Source organism: Enterobacter asburiae, assembly GCF_024599655.1.
In the GTDB taxonomy this organism is placed as follows: domain Bacteria; phylum Pseudomonadota; class Gammaproteobacteria; order Enterobacterales; family Enterobacteriaceae; genus Enterobacter; species Enterobacter asburiae_D.
Genome location: NZ_CP102247.1, coordinates 3,146,224 through 3,163,891, shown reverse-complemented (window position 1 = coordinate 3,163,891; position 17,668 = coordinate 3,146,224). Strand labels below are relative to the sequence as shown.

Annotated in this window: 20 protein-coding genes; 7 read left to right on the top strand and 13 right to left on the bottom strand. The window is 59.6% G+C overall.

What is annotated here, in order from left to right; translation table 11 throughout:
• Positions 1-37 precede the first annotated feature (37 nt).
• Positions 38-397 (top strand): winged helix-turn-helix transcriptional regulator, encoded by a 360-nt coding sequence (locus tag NQ230_RS15125; protein ID WP_202774956.1) that lies wholly within the window; start codon positions 38-40, stop codon positions 395-397.
• 1 nt (position 398) lies between these two features.
• Here the strand turns inward: NQ230_RS15125 and NQ230_RS15120 are convergent, their stop codons facing one another.
• Together NQ230_RS15120 and NQ230_RS15115 are read right to left on the bottom strand one after the other, a co-directional pair.
• Positions 399-1,193, bottom strand: a complete 795-nt coding sequence (locus tag NQ230_RS15120; RefSeq protein ID WP_257258093.1) for an SDR family NAD(P)-dependent oxidoreductase — start codon at positions 1,191-1,193, stop codon at positions 399-401.
• A 125-nt stretch (positions 1,194-1,318) separates the two neighbouring features.
• On the bottom strand, positions 1,319-1,762 hold the full coding sequence (locus NQ230_RS15115; protein ID WP_257258092.1) for a winged helix-turn-helix transcriptional regulator: 444 nt from the start codon (positions 1,760-1,762) through the stop codon (positions 1,319-1,321).
• A 152-nt stretch (positions 1,763-1,914) separates the two neighbouring features.
• Here NQ230_RS15115 and agp point away from each other — a divergent pair, with 152 nt between their 5' ends.
• Complete coding sequence (agp, locus tag NQ230_RS15110) at positions 1,915-3,156, top strand: bifunctional glucose-1-phosphatase/inositol phosphatase (protein ID WP_257258091.1); 1,242 nt, start codon at positions 1,915-1,917, stop codon at positions 3,154-3,156.
• Positions 3,157-3,189: 33 nt separating this feature from the next.
• Here agp and NQ230_RS15105 read toward each other — a convergent pair whose 3' ends face one another.
• Positions 3,190-3,417 carry a YccJ family protein gene (locus tag NQ230_RS15105; RefSeq protein WP_008499832.1) on the bottom strand — a complete coding sequence of 76 codons (228 nt, stop codon included), beginning with the start codon at positions 3,415-3,417 and terminating at the stop codon, positions 3,190-3,192.
• A gap of 20 nt (positions 3,418-3,437) precedes the next feature.
• On the bottom strand, positions 3,438-4,034 hold the full coding sequence (wrbA, locus tag NQ230_RS15100; protein WP_121425840.1) for an NAD(P)H:quinone oxidoreductase: 597 nt from the start codon (positions 4,032-4,034) through the stop codon (positions 3,438-3,440).
• A 390-nt stretch (positions 4,035-4,424) separates the two neighbouring features.
• Between wrbA and NQ230_RS15095 the strand changes: the two genes are divergently transcribed.
• The 4 genes from NQ230_RS15095 to NQ230_RS15080 all read left to right on the top strand — a co-directional run bounded on the left by NQ230_RS15095 (position 4,425) and on the right by NQ230_RS15080 (position 6,491).
• On the top strand, positions 4,425-4,598 hold the full coding sequence (locus NQ230_RS15095; protein ID WP_024909630.1) for a con-10 family general stress protein: 174 nt from the start codon (positions 4,425-4,427) through the stop codon (positions 4,596-4,598).
• Between the two features lie 116 nt (positions 4,599-4,714).
• Entirely contained in the window at positions 4,715-5,632 is a 918-nt protein-coding gene (locus tag NQ230_RS15090; RefSeq protein WP_213821561.1) for a DMT family transporter, read from the top strand.
• 61 nt (positions 5,633-5,693) lie between these two features.
• Complete coding sequence (locus NQ230_RS15085) at positions 5,694-5,963, top strand: type II toxin-antitoxin system TacA family antitoxin (protein ID WP_257258090.1); 270 nt, start codon at positions 5,694-5,696, stop codon at positions 5,961-5,963.
• Between the two features lie 27 nt (positions 5,964-5,990).
• On the top strand, positions 5,991-6,491 hold the full coding sequence (locus tag NQ230_RS15080; RefSeq protein ID WP_183078940.1) for a GNAT family N-acetyltransferase: 501 nt from the start codon (positions 5,991-5,993) through the stop codon (positions 6,489-6,491).
• Positions 6,492-6,551: 60 nt separating this feature from the next.
• On the opposite strand, the gene rutG is transcribed toward NQ230_RS15080, so the two are convergent.
• From rutG to rutA, 7 genes are read right to left on the bottom strand one after another with little or no spacing between them, the layout of a single operon-like run.
• On the bottom strand, positions 6,552-7,874 hold the full coding sequence (rutG, locus tag NQ230_RS15075; protein ID WP_193940031.1) for a pyrimidine utilization transport protein G: 1,323 nt from the start codon (positions 7,872-7,874) through the stop codon (positions 6,552-6,554).
• 21 nt (positions 7,875-7,895) lie between these two features.
• Positions 7,896-8,390: an NADH-dependent FMN reductase RutF gene (gene rutF / locus NQ230_RS15070; RefSeq protein ID WP_257258089.1), complete on the bottom strand. Its 495-nt coding sequence runs from the start codon at positions 8,388-8,390 to the stop codon at positions 7,896-7,898.
• Between the two features lie 9 nt (positions 8,391-8,399).
• Positions 8,400-8,990 carry a malonic semialdehyde reductase gene (locus NQ230_RS15065; protein WP_257258088.1) on the bottom strand — a complete coding sequence of 197 codons (591 nt, stop codon included), beginning with the start codon at positions 8,988-8,990 and terminating at the stop codon, positions 8,400-8,402.
• Between the two features lie 9 nt (positions 8,991-8,999).
• Entirely contained in the window at positions 9,000-9,800 is an 801-nt protein-coding gene (gene rutD, locus NQ230_RS15060) for a pyrimidine utilization protein D (protein ID WP_159513848.1), read from the bottom strand.
• A 7-nt stretch (positions 9,801-9,807) separates the two neighbouring features.
• A complete protein-coding gene (rutC, locus tag NQ230_RS15055) occupies positions 9,808-10,194 on the bottom strand; it encodes a pyrimidine utilization protein C (RefSeq protein WP_010429508.1) in 387 nt (128 codons plus the stop codon).
• A gap of 11 nt (positions 10,195-10,205) precedes the next feature.
• Positions 10,206-10,895, bottom strand: a complete 690-nt coding sequence (gene rutB / locus NQ230_RS15050) for a pyrimidine utilization protein B (RefSeq protein WP_257258087.1) — start codon at positions 10,893-10,895, stop codon at positions 10,206-10,208.
• Positions 10,895-11,986, bottom strand: a complete 1,092-nt coding sequence (gene rutA, locus NQ230_RS15045; RefSeq protein ID WP_219324027.1) for a pyrimidine utilization protein A — start codon at positions 11,984-11,986, stop codon at positions 10,895-10,897. The genes rutB and rutA overlap by 1 nt, the downstream gene beginning before the upstream one ends.
• A gap of 245 nt (positions 11,987-12,231) precedes the next feature.
• On the opposite strand from rutA, the gene rutR reads away from it, so the two are divergent.
• Positions 12,232-12,870: an HTH-type transcriptional regulator RutR gene (gene rutR, locus NQ230_RS15040; RefSeq protein WP_023335217.1), complete on the top strand. Its 639-nt coding sequence runs from the start codon at positions 12,232-12,234 to the stop codon at positions 12,868-12,870.
• 73 nt (positions 12,871-12,943) lie between these two features.
• Here the strand turns inward: rutR and NQ230_RS15035 are convergent, their stop codons facing one another.
• Together NQ230_RS15035 and putA are read right to left on the bottom strand one after the other, a co-directional pair.
• Positions 12,944-13,336: a lysozyme inhibitor LprI family protein gene (locus NQ230_RS15035; protein WP_257258086.1), complete on the bottom strand. Its 393-nt coding sequence runs from the start codon at positions 13,334-13,336 to the stop codon at positions 12,944-12,946.
• Between the two features lie 51 nt (positions 13,337-13,387).
• Positions 13,388-17,350: a trifunctional transcriptional regulator/proline dehydrogenase/L-glutamate gamma-semialdehyde dehydrogenase gene (gene putA / locus NQ230_RS15030; RefSeq protein ID WP_257258085.1), complete on the bottom strand. Its 3,963-nt coding sequence runs from the start codon at positions 17,348-17,350 to the stop codon at positions 13,388-13,390.
• Between the last annotated feature and the right edge of the window lie 318 nt (positions 17,351-17,668).

Below are 17,668 nucleotides of genomic sequence, written 5' to 3'. Positions count from 1 at the left end.
GGTACCAAATGGATACTAACGAGGCAAGAGGTGTGCTATGGCAGAAAGGCTGGAGGTGTGCTGCGAAAAAAAATCTGAGGCGTATACCTGCCCGATGACGCAGTTTGTCAACCTGATATCCGGTAAGTGGGCGATCCCGATTCTCTACCGCCTGATTGTCTTCAACACGCCCGTACGCTTTGGCGATCTGCTGCGTGCCGCTGCCCCCATCACGCAGAAAGAGCTGACGAAGCAGCTGCGCCTGTTTGAGCAGCGCGGGCTGGTGACGCGGACGGTCTACCCGGAGATCCCGCCGCGCGTGGAGTATCAGATCACCGGGCTGGGGCTAACCCTGCAGGACGCACTCTCCCCGCTGGCCGCCTGGATGAGCGAGTACGGCGACCAGCTTGAGCGTTAGGCTACTGTTTCACGTAGCGCGGTGCCGGAATGCCGGTGCGCGCGCTGTTGAACAGCTCAAGTCGCGCCGCTTCGTAGCGATCCCACAGGCCGACGTCGTGCATCGGCGGGATGGTGATCGGTTCACCCTGATCCAGACCCGCCAGCGACGCATCCACCATATCGTTGGTGGTCATCACCGAACCTTCCGGCAGATCGTTCACCGTGACGCCCGAATGGCTCCAGATTTCGGTCGCCGTGGCGGCGGGCAGCACGGCCTGAATGCGCACGCTGCTGTCGGCAAACTCTTCCTGTAACCCACGGGTAAAGCTCAGTACCCACGCCTTGGTGGCGCTGTAGAGGGCGCTTCCGGCGCGAACGTGCAGCGCTAACACCGAGGCGATATTGATCAGCGTGCCGCGATTGTTCTGCGCCAGGCGGGGCAGGATGGCGTAGGTCAGACGCATCAGCGCCGTGGTGTTCAGGGTGTTAATGGCCTGATGCTGCGCCACCTCGCCCGCGAGGAACGGTGCCATCTGGGCGGTGCCCGCGTTGTTAATGAGCGTATCAATAGCGGTATTGCTGCGCAGCGCCTCTTCCACGGCGCGGATCCCGGCTTCATCGGTAAGATCGGCGACCAGAATATCGACGGCTACGCCATAGCGCGCGCGCAGGTCTGCAGCGAGGGTTTTCAGACGATCCTCGCGGCGGGCAACCAGCACCAGGTTGGCACCGCGCGCGGCAAGACGATCGGCATAGACGGCACCGATCCCGGAAGAGGCACCCGTAATCAGGGCGGTGGTGATTTGCGTAGTCATCGTGTATTACCTCAAGGCAAAGTGGGTTATTTGGTTTCAAGATGAAACTGAATTAACTTTCGGCTATTTAGTTTTATAATGCAACCATATTGGCGATCATTTTGTGCTTTTGCCGTCGGGAACGATCAGGAGGGGAGTTTAGTCACGATCTCTTCAGACGTCAGTTCGCGCCCATCGTCGGCGATAAGCGCCAGCTTGCGCAGGGGTTTGCGCTGTTCGGCATCGACCAGCACGGTGCCGCATTCGTTTTCAGCAAACAAAAATTCATTGCCCCACTGGGACAGCGCAACCAGCACCGTTTGCAGGGCGCGCCCTTTCTCGGTCAGGACGTACTCCTGCCAGGCGCTGCCGTCGGACGCGGGCTGAAGCCGGAGGATCCCTTCATCAACCAGCAGCTTCAGCCGCGTGGTCAGCATGTTTTTTGCGATACCGAGGCTTTTCTGGAACTCGCCGAAGCGTTTAATCCCGCGCAGCGCGTCGCGCACGATCAGCAGCGACCACCAGTCGCCGATGATATCCAGCGAACGGGCGACGGGGCAGGTGCTCTCTTCGAGGCGGGTACGTTTCACGGTCAATTCTCCGGTAGGGGGTGGTTTTATTATAAAACTAATTGGCATACACCGTAAGCACGTTAATCATCAGTTTGAGAAATGCTTCCCGGAAAATTGTCACCAATCTGTCACACTGAGCGCGACATTTTAAAACGAGTGAGGAATTAGGGATGAGAAAAGCACTACTCGCGCTGGCAGTCGCCGGTTCCATTTCAGCAACGTTTGGCGTGCAGGCGCAAGAGACGCCGGAAGGGTATCAGCTGGAGCAAGTTTTAATCATGAGCCGTCACAACCTGCGCGCGCCGCTCGCCAATAACGGCAGCGTGCTGGAGCAGTCCACGCCGAAGCAGTGGCCGGAGTGGGAGGTGCCGGGCGGTCAGCTCACTACCAAGGGTGGCGTGCTGGAAGTCTATATGGGCCATTACATGCGCGAGTGGCTGGCGCAGCAGGGGATGGTGAAGACGGGAGAATGTCCAGCGGCGGATAGCGTTTATGCTTATGCCAACAGCCTGCAGCGCACCGTCGCCACCGCGCAGTTCTTTATCACCGGCGCGTTCCCGGGCTGCGACGTTCCCGTGCACCATCAGGAAAAAATGGGCACCATGGATCCGACCTTCAATCCGGTGATTACCGATAACTCGCCTGAATTCCGCGAAAAAGCGCTCAAGGCGATGGAGTCCGAGCGGCAGAAAATGCAGCTTACCGAAAGCTATAAGCTGCTGGAGCAGCTGACGAACTACGCGGATTCCCCGTCCTGCAAGGAGAAAAAGGTCTGCTCGCTGGCAGACGCGAAAGATACCTTCAGCGCCGACTATGAAAAAGAGCCTGGCGTATCAGGGCCGCTGAAGGTGGGTAACTCGCTGGTGGACGCGTTCACGCTGCAGTATTACGAAGGCTTCCCGGCCGACCAGGTGGCCTGGGGCGAAATCAAAACTGACCAGCAGTGGCGCGTGCTGTCGAAGCTGAAGAACGGCTATCAGGACTCGCTGTTTACCTCTACCGAGGTGGCGCAAAACGTGGCGAAACCGCTGGTGAAATATATCGATAAAACCCTGGTCACCGAACAGGCGAAAGCGCCGAAAATCACCCTGCTGGTGGGGCATGACTCGAACATTGCTTCCCTGCTCACCGCGCTGGATTTCAAACCGTATCAGCTGCACGACCAGCAGGAACGTACCCCGATTGGCGGCAAAATTGTCTTCCAGCGCTGGCATGACAAAAATGCCAATCAGGAGCTGATGAAAATTGAGTATGTTTACCAGAGTTCAGAGCAGCTGCGTAACGCCAGCGTGCTGTCGCTGCAGTCGCCTGCGCAGCGCGTGACGCTGGAGCTGAAAGGCTGCCCGGTGGATGCGAACGGCTTCTGTCCTGTCGATAAATTCAATGCGGTTATGAATAACGCGGCGAAGTAAAGGAGAACCCCCCGCTGCGGCGGGGGGAAACGCTTAGACGTTTTTACGTTCGATGGTTTGCTCGCCCCAGAAGAGCGAGTCTTTATCCGTTTTTTCGAAGGCGCGTACCAGCACCTCATCGTTACCTTCCTCCCAAATCTGCTCGGCTAGCTTTTCATCGTACTTCGCGACTTCAAAGATAGCTTCGGCAATCTCCGGAGAGGTGTTGCGTAAACTTGCCCATTCGCCCACGTGGTGAGCTTTGGATTCTTGAGTTGGCATGCTTGTCCTCCTGTTGGGTGTTAGCCGTTCAGTTTTTTGGCCAGACCCGCGACATATTCACCCTGATAGCGGGCGATAGACAGTTCTTCATTGCTTGGCTGACGTGAGCCATCCCCACCGGCAATGGTGGTTGCGCCGTACGGCGTACCGCCACGCACCTGGGAAACGTCAAACAGCTCCTGCGCGCCGTAGCCAATCGGCACAATCACCATCCCGTGATGAGCAAGGGTAGTCCAGGTTGAGGTAATCGTCTGCTCCTGACCGCCGCCGGTGCCGGTAGAGCTGAATACGCTGGCGAGTTTGCCGTAGAGCGCCCCGGATGCCCAAAGTCCGCCGGTTTGATCGAGGAAGGTGCGCATCTGGCCTGACATATTGCCGAAGCGGGTCGGGGTGCCGAAGATAATGGCATCATACTCCGCCAGCTCCTGCGGGGTGGCGACCGGGGCGTTTTGTGTTTTCCCCCCGGCTTTCAGGAAGGCTTCCGCCTGCATGGTTTCCGGTACGCGTTTAACCACAACCTCAACGCCATCAACCCTGTTTGCACCTTCTGCTACCGCGTGAGCCATGGTTTCAATGTGTCCATACATGGAATAATAGAGCACCAGAACTTTTGCCATTTTGCATCACTCCTCGTTGGTTTTTCTTACAGCGGATCGCTGCGTTCTTTTAAAGATATGCCATCACAGCCAGACTGCAAAAATGAACGGCATTTCTTTGATTTATAACAATATGGTTACAAAAAGGCGTTGTAGCAAAATGAAACAACTTTTAGGCGGCGGATTTTTGAAATGATAAGAAAGGCTTATGCATCCCCGTCGCGTCATCTCACCCGAAAGGCTGAGTTCATGTTGCAGAATATTACCTGCGGCTTGCCGGATAGCGGCATTCCACTAAGCTTAGTTTCACGCGGCACAGATAAAGGCACTGTCCTTGTGTTGCGAGGTGAAAGATTCCTCTTTTACTGAATGCAATATGATGTCTAATGTTTCACATTCTGGAGGTTAGAGATGGCAAACCATCGTGGTGGTTCAGGTAATTTCGCAGAAGACCGTGAAAGAGCATCAGAAGCAGGCCGTAAAGGTGGCCAGCATAGCGGGGGCAACTTCAAGAATGACCCGCAACGCGCATCTGAAGCTGGCAAGAAAGGGGGCAAAAACAGCCACGGCAGCAGCAGTAAGTAACACGCCGGGTTGAACCCTGCCGCCGGGATCTCCCGGCGGTTTTTTTATTTCTGCAACATTGAACTGTAACCAAAGGCAACGCACACTAGGGAATTGATCTTAACCGCGAGTGCCGCATGTCTGTCTCACGCTTCAAATTCTCCATAAAACCGCAGGAAGCCATCCTCATTCTCATCACCATGTTCTGGGGCGGGACGTTTCTGGCCGTTCAGTACGCGGTGACCCTCAGCGATCCGTTCTTTTTTGTTGGCCTGCGCTTCGCGACGGCGGCGCTTGCCGTAGGGTTGATTTCGCTTAAAACGTTGCGGGGGCTGACGCTTACAGAGCTTAAGGCCGGCGTGGCGATAGGGGTGGCGATAGCGATGGGCTACAGCCTGCAGACGTGGGGATTGCAGACCATTTCCAGCAGCAAATCCGCGTTTATCACCGCCATGTATGTACCGCTGGTGCCGCTTTTACAGTGGCTCTGTCTCGGCAGAATTCCGGGTCTGATGTCCTGCATTGGCATCGTGCTGGCGTTTATCGGCCTGATCCTGCTGGCCGGGCCGGAAAATAACCTGCTGGCGCTGGGGCCGGGCGAAATCATCACCCTGATTGGGGCGATTGCCATCGCGGCGGAAATTATTCTGATTAGCGCCTGGGCGGGCAAGGTCGACGTCAAGCGGGTGACGGTGGTACAGCTTGCCACCGCGTCGCTGGTGGCGTTTGCGACGATGGTGCCGGCAGGCGAGTCCGTACCGCCGATGTCCACCGGTCTGGTGGTGGTTGCACTGGGGCTGGGTATCTTCAGCGCCATTATTCAGGTCACCATGAACTGGGCGCAGCGCAGCGTATCGCCAACCCGCGCGACGGTGATTTATACCGGAGAACCGGTCTGGGCGGGGATTTTCGGACGCATTGCAGGTGAGCGTCTGCCGCTGCTGGCGCTGGTGGGCGCGGCATTTATTGTCGCCGGGGTGCTGGTGAGCGAGTTAAAGCTCAGAAAGCGTCGGAGTGAGGTCAGGGATTTGACGGCAAAAGAAGGTTTAGATTGAAAAAATGAACGAGCTTATCTACGATGTGTACGGATAAATACCGTACACGGTGAAATAAACCATGCCAGCACTTAAAAAACAGCGTATCGATCTTCGCTTAACGGACGAAGACAAAACAATGATTGAAGAAGCGGCGGCGATGACGAACCAGACCATCACCCAGTTTATGGTGAACAGTGCGTCAGAGCGTGCTGCAGAGGTCATTGAGCAGCACCGTCGACTCGTATTAAATGAAGCATCATGGAATGCGGTGATGGATGCCATTGACAATCCGCCTGAGCCAATCGAACGCTTGAAACGAGCAGCAAAACGTCTTCGAAACATGGAGTGAAGCGTCGTGGCAAATCTCACGATCGAAATGTTATCTGAGGGAACCGATTACGACTTCGAGGATTTTGATTGTGGAGAACCCTCGCTAAATGCCTTCCTTGCAGAACACCTGGTACGTCAGCACAATGGGCGTATTTTACGAGCCTACCTGCTTAAAGAGCGCGATCGTCCGCGCGTCCTGGGTTATTACACGTTATCGGGAAGCTGCTTTGAAAGAGCGATGCTTCCTTCTAAGACGCAGCAGCGCCGGATCCCTTATATCAACGTACCCAGCGTGACGCTGGGACGTCTGGCTGTAGATAAAACACTACAGGGAAACGAGTGGGGCACAACGCTCGTTGCGCATGCTATGCGCGTTGTCTACCTGGCATCACAGGCTGTGGGGGTACACGGAATATTTGTTGATGCCCTTAACGAGCAGGCCAAACAATTTTACCTGAAGCAGGGGTTTATCCCTCTGACAGGTGAAAACAGCCATTCTTTGTTCTTCCCTACAAAATCTATCGAACGGCTGTTTGAGCAAGAGTGATAGCTTTACATCCTGGCGTTCTTAAGGAACATCCAGGTCGGGTCACCCGACCTGGAGATTTCAGGAATCCTGATGCACCACGGTGCCCTGCGGCGCGGCGGCCATTCGGCGGCTCAGCAGGGCGTTAAGCAGGATCGCGCCGAAGGTCGCCGTACCAATCCCGCCAATCGTAAACCCGCCCAGCGTCAGGGCAAAATCGCCCGCGCCCAGCACCAGCGTGACCGCCACCATAATCAGGTTGCCGTTCTGGCTGAGATCGACCCGATGCTGCACCCAGATGCGCGCGCCGGCCACGGCGATCAGCCCAAACACCACAATCGATGCCCCGCCTATGACCGGTGACGGAATGGTGTGGATCAGCGCGCCGAACTTCGGTGAGAATCCGAGCAGCATCGCCATCACCGCCGCCGCCACGAAGACCAGCGTGGAGTAAACTTTGGTCACCGCCATCACGCCGATGTTTTCGGCATAGGTGGTCACGCCGCTGCCGCCCACGGAACCGGAGAGCATGGTCGCCAGCCCGTCACCGACGAACGCGCGGCCCATGTACGGATCCATGCTGCGCCCGGTCATCCCCGCCACGGCTTTCAGGTGGCCTAAGTTCTCTGCCACCAGGATCACCGCCACCGGTGCGATAAGCATCATCGCCTGGGTGTTAAAGGTGGGCGAGGTCACCTTCGGCAGGCCGAACCAGGCGGCCTGATGCAGCAGGGTAAAATCAACCGGCTTGCCCAGACCGAAAACGTTGGCCAGCAGGGCGTAGACCAGACAGGCGACAATCAGCCCAACCAGGATCAGCAGCCGCTGGATCATGCCCCGCGTGAACACCGCCACCAGGCCGATGCACAGCACGGTGATCACAGCCATCCAGCTTTCAAACGGCGAGGCGGAGACGCTCCTGACCGCAATCGGGGCGAGGTTCAGGCCAATCGCCATCACCACGGCGCCCGTCACGACCGGGGGCATCATTCGCTCTATCCAGCGCGTGCCGATTTTCATCACCACCAGACCAATCAGGGTGTACACCAGACCGCAGGCGATGATGCCGCCGAGGGCCACGCTCAGGTTGGGGTTGATCCCCTGGCCGTTAAACCCGGTGGTGGCGATGACCACTCCGACAAAGGCGGCGCTGGATCCGAGATAGCTGGGCACGCGCCCGCCGGTGACGAAAAAGAACAGCAGCGTGCCGATACCCGACATCAGAATGGAGAGGTTGGGATCCAATCCCATCAGCATTGGCATCAGCACCGTGGCGCCAAACATGGCGACCGCGTGCTGAACGCCCATCACCATCGTCTGCCCGAGCGGGAGGCGTTCATCCGGCGCGACCACGCCTGCGTCTGTGGAGGTCGATTTCAACTGCCAGTGGGGAAATCCGAACATGGTCTGTCTCCTTAGAGCGGGTTAACAGGCGGGGCGCATAAGCGCGTGGTAGCCGCGGTCAAACCACACCAGCCCTTGCGGCGCGGGGTGGCGGATAATCGATACAATGTCGCAAAACAGAATGTCGTGGGTGCCGACGCTCACCACCTGGCTGATGCGGCAGTCAAACGAGGCCAGCGCATCCTCCAGGCGCGGGCAGCCCGTGTCGCCCGTCTGCCAGCGGGCGGCGGCAAAGCGTTCCGCCATCGGCGTTTTCCCACCAAAGAGGTTTGAAAGCGGTTCCTGTCCGGCGCTCAGGGTATTCACGCAAAGGGTGCGGTTTTCGCTAAACGTAGGCCAGACGGACGCGCCGCGGTTCAGGCACACCAGCAGGGTGGGCGGTGAATCCGTGACGCTGCACACCGCGCTGGCGGTGAAGCCTGCCAGCCCCGCAGGGCCGTCGGTGGTGATGATATTGACCGCCGCGCCAACGCAGGCCATGGCGTCGCGGAAGGTTTGTTTATCCGGTGTCGTCATAATCGCTCCTTACGCCAGCCCGCAGGCATCGTCGAAGTCCAGACGCGGCAGGCGCCCGTAAAGTTTGCGGGTATCGCCGTAGCCAATGTTGATCAGCAGATTGCTTTTAAGCGTGGTGCCGGTGAAAAAGGCCTCGTCGACCTTTTGGCGGTCAAAGCCCGACATCGGGCCGGTATCCAGCCCCAGGGCGCGACAGGCGAAAATCAGGTAGGCGGCCTGCATTGAGCTGTTGCGAAAGGCGGTCTCTTCCGCATGCGCGGGGCTGGTGGTAAACCAGCTCTTCGCATCGCCGTGCGGGAACAGCTCGGGCAGGCGCTCGTAGAACTCACTGTCCCAGGCGACAATGGCCGTGACCGGGGCGGTGAGCGTTTTCTCGAGGTTGCCGCTGGAGAGCGTCGGACGCAGCTTCTCTTTCCCTTCTGCGCTTCGCACAAACACAATCCGCGCCGGGGAGCAGTTGGCGGACGTTGGCCCCCATTTCATCAGGTCATAAATTTCGCGCAGCGTTTCGTCGCTGACCGGCAGATCCTGCCAGCCGTTGTGGGTGCGGGCGCCGGTGAACAGCGTTTCCAGCGCGGCGGGCGTAATGGCTTCGCTCATTAAAGCTCCTTATAAAGCGGGTTCCGGGCTGTGCAGCAGGCTGGCAAGCCCGTTCAGCAGCAGGGTGTTAAAGGTATCCGGCTCGGTGACGTTGCAGGCGTGCCCGCCCTGGCGCATCACCGCGCTGCGGCTGTGCGGGATCGCGGCCTGCAGTTCCGACGAGCAGACGGAGGGCACCAGCATGTCGTCGGCGGAACAGATAATCTGTACCGGACAGCGAATGCGCGCGGCATGGCGGCTGAAGTCGGCCTTTTTCAGGGCGCTGAGCCTGTGCAGCAGGTTGGTTTTACCCTGGAAATGGGCCAGCGCCAGCGCCTCTTCTGCCTCCAGGCGGGGCGCGCGGGCGGCCATCCAGTCCGCCGGGTAGAGAAACAGCGGCTGCGCCTCGACCCACGCCTGCGCGCCGCCGTAATGCAGCAGGCGCTCGCGGATCTGAAAGCAGCGGCGGGTGTGGGCGTTGAGGGTCAACCAGCCGTTGACGCATACCAGCGCGGTGAGGGCGTCGGGCCTGTCGAGGGCCAGCTGCAGGCCGACCAGCGCCCCCAGCGCGTGACCCACGACGCTGTAGCGGGCAATCCCGGCATCAGCCAGCGCCTGGGCCAGTTCGTCCGCCATCTGCGCAAGGCTGTACCCTTCCGGCAGGGTGTCAGGGTTATTGCCCGTTCCCCGCTGGTCATAGCACACCACCTGATACTCCGGCTCCAGCGCGGCCAGCTGGGGCAGCCAGTAGCTGCCGCTGCCGCCGAGACCGGAAATAAAGACCACCACGGGCGCGCCCTCAAACGGGGGCGGCGAGACGGAGAGTTTCATACCTGCCTCACTTCGCGATGTGCGCAACGGTGGCGATTTCAACCAGCGCCTCAGGCTTCACCAGCCCACACTGAATGCAGAACCGGGCCGGTTTATCGCCGGGGAAGAACTCGGCGTAGATCTCATTAATCGCGGCGTAGTTTTTCCAGTCGGTGATAAAGATGCTGTTGAAGGTCACATCCTCCATCGTGCCACCCGCCGTTTCGATCACGGTTTTGATCGTCTCCAGCACGTGGCGGGTTTGCGCCTTTGGGTCGTTGATAAACACCACGTTGTTGTCTTTATCAAAAGGCAGCGTGCCGGAGACATACACCACGCCGTCGGCGAGGGTGCCGGGAACAAACGGGGCGATGGGCGTGCTGGTGCCCGGCGGAATAATCACGGATTTTGGCATCAGGTGTCTCCTCAGGCGATACGGGCGAGCGGGGGATTCAGGGCGTCGCAGAAATCATTGACGTTACTGACCCAGCCAAAAAAGGTTTCGATATTGAACAGGGCCGCTTTCTGGGCGAATTCCGGCCCGGCCTGATGGGTCGCGTCCTCCAGCACCACGCCAAAATACTCGAGGAAAAAGCCGTCGCGCAGGGTCGACTCCACGCAAACGTTGGTGGCGATGCCGGTGAACACCAGATGGCGAATGCCCCGGCTGCGCAGCAGGCTGTCGAGCGGGGTGTTGAAAAAGCCGCTGTAGCGCGGTTTGGGCAGGACGATGTCGCCCGCCTGCGGTACCAGCTCATCCACCAGCTGATAGTCCCAGCCGCCTTTCGCCAGCAGCTTGCCCTGCAGTTCGGGCCGCTTACGCATGGTTTTCAGGGCGTTCGACTTATGGAAATTGGGCGAGCCGGGGCCGCCGGCCTCAACGTACTGGTCATCCCAGCCGTTCTGGAACCAGATGATGAGCATGCCCGCGGCGCGCGCGGCGGCGACGGCGGTTTTGATGTTCGCGATCACCGGCTGGGTGGTGGAGACGTCGAACCCCGCCAGATCCAGATAGCCGCCCTGGCTGGCGTAGGCGTTTTGCATGTCCACCACGATCAGCGCGCTCTGCTGTGGCGCAAAGGTAATGGCTTCCGGGCGTGCGTTAAGAGTGGTCATTACGCCACCTCCTTCGTGACGGCAGGGATGTGGGCGCGGCACTGCATCAGCGGCTGGATGCGCTCGCCGAAGGTTTCCACGCCGGTGAGGAAATCATCGAAGGTTAGCAGGACGCCTTCCGCCCCGGGCACGGCCGCCACTTCGTCAAGCATTCTGGCGACGCTGGCATAAGAGCCGACCAGGGTGCCCATGTTGATATTGACCGCAGAGGTCGGGTCGGCCATCTGGCGAACGTTGGTATCCGCGCCGGAGCGGGTATCCTTCTGGCTCTGCTCGGTGAGCCAGCTCAGTGCTTCTTCGTCGGCCCCGGCTTTATACCGTTCCCATTTGGCGCGCGCGGCGTCGTCGGTTTCGTCGGCAATCACCATGAACAGCACGTAGGAGCCCACGTCGCGTCCGGTCTTGTCGGCGGCCTCTTTCATCCGCGCGGCGGTCGGGGCGAAGGCGGCAGGCGTGTTCACGCCTTTGCCGAAGCAGAAGTTAAAGTCGGCGTATTTGGCGGAAAATTCCATCCCCGCGTCGCTCTGCCCGGCGCAAATCACCTTCATCGGCACCGACGGCTGCGGGCTGACGCGGCAGTCGTTCATGGTGAAGAAGTCACCCTTGAAATCGCTTTTGCCGGTGCCCCACAGGTCGCGCAGGACCTGCACGTATTCGGTCAGGTAGTCGTAGCGACGAGAGAAGTAGTCGTCACCCGGCCAGAGCCCCATCTGCTCGTATTCGGGTTTCTGCCAGCCGGTGACCAGGTTAACGCCAAAGCGCCCGCCGGAGATGGAGTCTATGGTAGAGGCCATGCGCGCCACGATCGCCGGGGGGAGGGTGAGGGTGGCGGCGGTGGCGTAGATCTGAATGCGGGACGTTACCGCGGCCAGCCCGGCCATCAGGGTAAAGGACTCCAGGTTGTGATCCCAGAATTCGGTTTTGCCGCCAAAGCCGCGCAGCTTGATCATCGAAAGCGCAAAGTCGAAATGGTAGTGCTCCGCCTTCTGCACGATGGCTTTATTCAGCTCAAAGGTCGGCATGTATTGCGGTGCAGTGGTCGAGATAAGCCAGCCGTTGTTGCCGATGGGTACAAATACGCCAATTTTCATCACGAACCTCTCTTCATTACGTCGCAGGTGTAACGGTGTTTTTGCAAAGGCAGTGCCAGTTTTGAAAATGGCAGTGTTATTAATGTGTTAACCAGAAGTTGGTGGATTGATGCAGCTAAATGTGGACTAATTGGTCAAAAACATTGCACAGAAAACAGGCATTCATGCGCGATCGGAGTGCAGGATATCGTGGCGAGACGGGGGTTTTGCTATGCTGAGGGCAACGCAGAATAAGGAGAGCGGGAATGGCACAAGGCGCAGTGAAAACACCAGGTAAACGTTCGCAGGCGGTGAGCGCTAAGAAACAGGCGATCCTCAGCGCGGCGCTGGAGACCTTTTCGCAGTTTGGTATTCACGGCACGCGCCTGGAGCAGGTGGCGGAGCAGTCCGGGGTATCCAAAACCAATCTGCTCTACTACTACCCGTCGAAAGAGGCGCTCTATATCGCGGTGATGCAGCAGATCCTCGATATCTGGCTGGCGCCGCTGAAAGCGTTTCGCGCAGAGCTGGCCCCGCTGGTGGCGATCAAAGAGTACATTCGCCTGAAGCTGGAGGTGTCGCGCGATTACCCGCAGGCATCAAGGCTATTTTGTCTTGAGATGCTGCAGGGCGCGCCGCTGTTGCAGGCGGAGCTGACGGGGGATTTGAAACAGCTGGTGGACGATAAGTCGGCCATTATTGCCGGATGGGTCGCCAGCGGAAAGCTGGCTCCGGTCGACCCGCATCATCTGATCTTTATGATTTGGGCCTCCACCCAGCATTATGCTGACTTTGCGGCCCAGGTTGAGGCGGTGACCGGTAAAACGCTCCAGGACGAGGCGTTTTTCCACAGCACGCTGGAAAACGTGCAGCGGATGATTATCGAAGGGATCCGCCTGCGCTAGTTCCCCCTCACCCCAGCCCTCTCCCTCAAGGGAGAGGGGGCCGTCCGTGCAGGCATTATTTCGTAGGGATCCCTCAGCCCGGCGGGAGAGGGCAGCTTAAGTCGCCCTCTTCACACTGCATCAGCGAGGCCAGAAACGCTTCGCGCTCCACGGTTTTTTCCGCCAGGCACTGGTTAACAATCATTGGCTGGACGCTCCCGCCTTCCGTCCCCGAACCGATAAACGCGCAGTCCGCGTCGCGCAGGGTAATCCACGCCTGCTGCGCTTTTTTCAGCAGGTCGCGCTGGGGGGCTGCCGCGCGTTTGATGGCGGCCTGATAGGTCTGGTTGAGCTTTTTATCGGCAGCCTGGTACTGCTGCGCGCTACAGGTATTCAGCTCAAGCTGGGTGGTCGCTTTGTCGCACTCGTCGGCCAGGGCGCTGGCGCTCAGCAGCAGCGCTGCACTGGCGATAAGATATCGTTTCATATTCTCCCCAAAAAAATAAGGCTCCGTCTCCGGAGCCTTATTAGCACAGCGTTAGCCGATTGTCATCAGGCTGGCGTTACCGCCTGCCGCCGCCGTGTTGACGCTGAGCGAGTGCTCCACGTACAGACGCTCCAGCAGCAGGTTGGTTTCACCGCGGGCGAAGCCCTGTACCGAAACAATCGCCCCGCTGCGGGCCGCCACCTGCTCGCAGAGTTCGCGCAGCTGGTCGGAATCACCGTGGTAAATTACGGCATCAAACGGCTGCGTCAGCAGCGCATCGGCCTTCGCAAAGCGAATGCGGGACGAGACCGCTTTCGGCAGCTGTTTGGCGAGATCGCGATGCAGCGCATCTTCCGGCCACAGCACTTCACAGCCGGTTGCCATCGCGGCGGCCAGCTGCACCAGCGCGTCCTGCTCGTTATCGGCCACGCACAGCACGCGCTCGCGCGGCATCAGCGTCCAGGTGTTGCGCTCGCCGGTTGGCCCCGGCAGCAGACGCTGCGTGCCCGCCTGGGCCAGCTCGCCGTACTGCCGGGCGACGGCACGCAGTTCAGGACGTTTTTCCGCCCAGGCGATCAGCGCCTCCAGCGGCTGCGTCAGCACGGCTTTCAGCTGCGCATCCACCGCATAGTCCGCATCCTGGCGCGCCAGGGTGACGCCCAGGGCGTTCTCCGGACGGTTCGCCAGCAGACGGTACAGGTAAAGCGGACCGCCCGCTTTCGGACCGGTGCCGGAGAGCCCTTCGCCGCCAAACGGCTGTACGCCCACGACCGCGCCGACCATGTTGCGGTTGACGTACAGGTTGCCCACTTTGGCGCTGCCGGTCACCTGCGCGATAGTCTCGTCGATACGGGTATGCACGCCGAGCGTCAGGCCATAGCCGGAGGCGTTGATCTGCTCAACCAGCTCGTTCAGGTTGTTACGGTTGTAGCGCACCACGTGCAGCACCGGGCCGAAGACCTCTTTTTTCAGCTCGTCGAAGCTTGCCAGCTCAATCAGCGTTGGCGGCACAAAGGTGCCGGTCCGCCATTCGCGGGTATCTTCGCTGTTCTCGCGCACCGCCTGGAATACCGGACGGCCTTTCGCGCGCATGGTCTGAATGTGGTTTTCGATGTTGGCTTTGGCTTCCGCGTCGATCACCGGCCCGATATCGGTGGTGAGACGGCCCGGGTTGCCCATGCGGCATTCGGCCATCGCGCCGCGCAGCATTTTCAGGGTGTGGTCCGCCACGTCGTCCTGCAGGCACAGCACGCGCAGGGCGGAGCAGCGCTGACCGGCGCTGTCGAAGGCGGAGGCCAGCACGTCGACCACCACCTGTTCGGTAAGGGCAGAGGAGTCAACGATCATGGCGTTCATCCCGCCGGTTTCCGCGATGAGCGGCGTAGGGCGACCTTGCGCATCCAGACGGGTGGCAATGTTGCGCTGCAGCAGGGACGCCACTTCGGTTGAACCGGTAAACATCACGCCGCGCACGCGGTTATCGGAGGTCAGTTTGGCGCCGACTGTTTCACCGCGGCCCGGCAGCAGCTGAACCACGCCCACAGGCACGCCGGCTTCCAGAAGAATGTTGATACCCTGCGCGGCAATCAGCGGGGTCTGCTCTGCCGGTTTTGCCAGCACGCTGTTGCCTGCGGCCAGCGCGGCGGCAATCTGGCCGGTGAAGATCGCCAGCGGGAAGTTCCACGGGCTGATACAGACAACCGGACCCAGCGGACGGTGGGTTTCGTTATCGAAATCATCGCGCACCTGACCGGCGTAGTAGTGCAGGAAATCGACGGCCTCGCGCACTTCGGCAATGGCGTTGCTGAAGGTTTTACCCGCCTCGCGCACCAGAATGCCGATGAGCGACTGCATCTGATCTTCCATCAGCACCGCGGCGCGTTCCAGAATCGCGGCGCGCTCCTGCGGCGGGGTGGCGAACCAGATAGGGGCGTTATTCACCGCGCTGTCCAGCGCCTGGTCCACTTCCGCTTCGGTGGCTTCACGCACGTAGCCGACGATATCTTTTGGCTCTGCCGGGTTAATGACCGGCTGCATGTCGCCGTCAGCCGCGGGCTGCTCCAGAATCGGTTTGGCCTGCCACTTCTGCAGCGCGCTGTTGAGCAGGGCAGAGGAGAGCGATGCCAGACGGTGTTCGTTGGCGAGATCCAGACCCGCCGAGTTGACGCGGCCTTTGCCGTACAGCTCGCGCGGCAGGGCAATCTTCGGATGCGGCAGGCCAATCTGGCCTTCCTGCGCCGCTATCTTCTCAACGGCCTGTACCGGGTCGGCCACCAGCTCGTCCAGCGGCAGGGTGGTGTCGGCGATGCGGTTAACGAAGGAGGTGTTCGCGCCGTTTTCCAGCAGACGACGCACCAGGTACGCCAGCAGAGTTTCGTGGGTACCCACCGGAGCATAGATACGGCACGGGCGGTTCAGCTTGCCGTCCGCCACTTTACCGGTGACCTGCTCGTACAGCGGTTCGCCCATGCCGTGCAGGCACTGGAACTCGTACTGGCCCGGGTAGTAGTTCTGCCCGGCCAGGCTGTAGATTGCCGCCAGAGTATGGGCGTTGTGGGTCGCGAACTGCGGATAGATCAGGTTCGGCACGCCGAGCAGTTTTTTCGCGCAGGCGAGGTAAGAGACGTCGGTGTAAACCTTGCGGGTATACACCGGATAGCCTTCCAGCCCGTCCATCTGGGCGCGTTTGATTTCGCTGTCCCAGTAGGCGCCTTTCACCAGACGGATCATCAGGCGACGACGGCTGCGGCTGGCCAGGTCAATCAGGTAATCAATGACGAACGGGCAGCGCTTCTGGTAGGCCTGGATAACGAAACCGATGCCGTTCCAGCCTGCCAGCTCCGGCTCGAAGCACAGTTTTTCCAGCAGATCGAGGGAGATCTCCAGACGGTCGGCCTCTTCGGCGTCGATGTTAATGCCGATGTCATACTGGCGCGCCAGCAGGGTCAGGGATTTCAGGCGCGGGTAGAGCTCTTCCATCACCCGGTCGTACTGTGCGCGGCTGTAGCGCGGGTGCAGGGCAGAGAGCTTAATGGAGATGCCCGGGCCTTCATAAATACCGCGACCGTTGGACGCTTTACCGATGGCGTGGATCGCCTGCTGGTAAGAGACCATATAGGCCTGCGCGTCGGCGGCGGTCAGCGCCGCTTCGCCCAGCATGTCGTAGGAGTAGCGGAAACCTTTATCTTCCAGCTTGCGGGCGTTCGCCAGCGCCTCGGCAATGGTTTCCCCGGTGACGAACTGCTCGCCCATCAGGCGCATCGCCATGTCCACGCCCTTGCGGATCAGCGGCTCGCCGCTCTTACCGATGATGCGGTTCAGGGAGCGGGAGAGGTTGGCTTCGTTATGGGTGGAGACCAGTTTGCCGGTAAACAGCAGGCCCCAGGTTGCCGCGTTGACGAACAGCGACGGGCTGCGGCCAATGTGGGAATGCCAGTTACCGTTGCTGATTTTGTCGCGGATCAGCGCGTCGCGGGTGGCTTTATCCGGAATACGCAGCAGCGCTTCCGCGAGGCACATCAGCGCCACGCCTTCCTGAGACGAGAGTGAAAACTCCTGCAGCAGACCCTGAACCATCCCGGCGCGGCCGGTGGCGGTTTTCTGGTTGCGCAGCTTGTCGGCTAACTGATACGCCAGGCTGTGCGCCTGTGCGGCAATGGCTTCCGGCAGGCGAGCCTGCTCCAGCAGCATCGGCACGGCGTCGGTTTCGGCACGGCGGTAGGCGCCGGTAATGGCGGCACGGCTGACGGACTGCGGCAGGATCTGCTCGGCAAATTCAAGGAACGGCTGATGGTTCTCGTCGCCAGCGGCGGGCGCTTCCTCGCTTTCGTTCGCCGCGCCGGCCAGCAGGGCAGGCAGCTCCGGCAGGCCCTCATCGCTCTCGAGTCTTTCAAGATAGTTAAAAATCGCCTGCTTAATTAACCAGTGCGGCGTGCGGTCAATGCGGGTTGCTGCGGTCTTAATCCGTTCGCGGGTTGCGTCATCCAGCTTAACCCCCATGGTGGTCATACCCATGCCAAAGCTCCTGTTGTTCTGTAATAGCGTTCTGTAGATAGCGTGAAATATCCCCCATGTTGCAACTTTGTGCAACCGTGTTAAATGTGACCTGGTCTGCAACCCGGAAAATGAATGGATTGTTAACGAATGGTTAGCTGGAAAAACGCGCTGGCTTTTGTGCGGGAAGCCTGGTTTTATGCGGCAGTTAACACTTTTCAAAGGTGCAACCCGCAAAAGCGTGAGCGAGTGCAACCTATAGGAAACTCGTATCAAACCGGGGATGAAATTGATGTAAATGCAGTGTTAAATCGTTTGTCAGCGGAAGGCGCATACGGC

Bases quoted from the DNA above. Each gene is read 5' to 3' on its own strand.
- NQ230_RS15125 (WP_202774956.1), top strand. From the start codon at position 38: ATGGCAGAAAGGCTGGAGGTGTGCTGCGAAAAAAAATCTGAGGCGTAT.
- NQ230_RS15120 (WP_257258093.1), bottom strand. From the start codon at position 1,193: ATGACTACGCAAATCACCACCGCCCTGATTACGGGTGCCTCTTCCGGG.
- agp (WP_257258091.1), top strand. From the start codon at position 1,915: ATGAGAAAAGCACTACTCGCGCTGGCAGTCGCCGGTTCCATTTCAGCA.
- NQ230_RS15105 (WP_008499832.1), bottom strand. From the start codon at position 3,417: ATGCCAACTCAAGAATCCAAAGCTCACCACGTGGGCGAATGGGCAAGT.
- wrbA (WP_121425840.1), bottom strand. From the start codon at position 4,034: ATGGCAAAAGTTCTGGTGCTCTATTATTCCATGTATGGACACATTGAA.
- NQ230_RS15095 (WP_024909630.1), top strand. From the start codon at position 4,425: ATGGCAAACCATCGTGGTGGTTCAGGTAATTTCGCAGAAGACCGTGAA.
- NQ230_RS15090 (WP_213821561.1), top strand. From the start codon at position 4,715: ATGTCTGTCTCACGCTTCAAATTCTCCATAAAACCGCAGGAAGCCATC.
- NQ230_RS15085 (WP_257258090.1), top strand. From the start codon at position 5,694: ATGCCAGCACTTAAAAAACAGCGTATCGATCTTCGCTTAACGGACGAA.
- NQ230_RS15080 (WP_183078940.1), top strand. From the start codon at position 5,991: ATGTTATCTGAGGGAACCGATTACGACTTCGAGGATTTTGATTGTGGA.
- rutG (WP_193940031.1), bottom strand. From the start codon at position 7,874: ATGTTCGGATTTCCCCACTGGCAGTTGAAATCGACCTCCACAGACGCA.
- rutF (WP_257258089.1), bottom strand. From the start codon at position 8,390: ATGACGACACCGGATAAACAAACCTTCCGCGACGCCATGGCCTGCGTT.
- NQ230_RS15065 (WP_257258088.1), bottom strand. From the start codon at position 8,990: ATGAGCGAAGCCATTACGCCCGCCGCGCTGGAAACGCTGTTCACCGGC.
- rutD (WP_159513848.1), bottom strand. From the start codon at position 9,800: ATGAAACTCTCCGTCTCGCCGCCCCCGTTTGAGGGCGCGCCCGTGGTG.
- rutC (WP_010429508.1), bottom strand. From the start codon at position 10,194: ATGCCAAAATCCGTGATTATTCCGCCGGGCACCAGCACGCCCATCGCC.
- rutB (WP_257258087.1), bottom strand. From the start codon at position 10,895: ATGACCACTCTTAACGCACGCCCGGAAGCCATTACCTTTGCGCCACAG.
- rutA (WP_219324027.1), bottom strand. From the start codon at position 11,986: ATGAAAATTGGCGTATTTGTACCCATCGGCAACAACGGCTGGCTTATC.
- rutR (WP_023335217.1), top strand. From the start codon at position 12,232: ATGGCACAAGGCGCAGTGAAAACACCAGGTAAACGTTCGCAGGCGGTG.
- NQ230_RS15035 (WP_257258086.1), bottom strand. From the start codon at position 13,336: ATGAAACGATATCTTATCGCCAGTGCAGCGCTGCTGCTGAGCGCCAGC.
- putA (WP_257258085.1), bottom strand. From the start codon at position 17,350: ATGGGTATGACCACCATGGGGGTTAAGCTGGATGACGCAACCCGCGAA.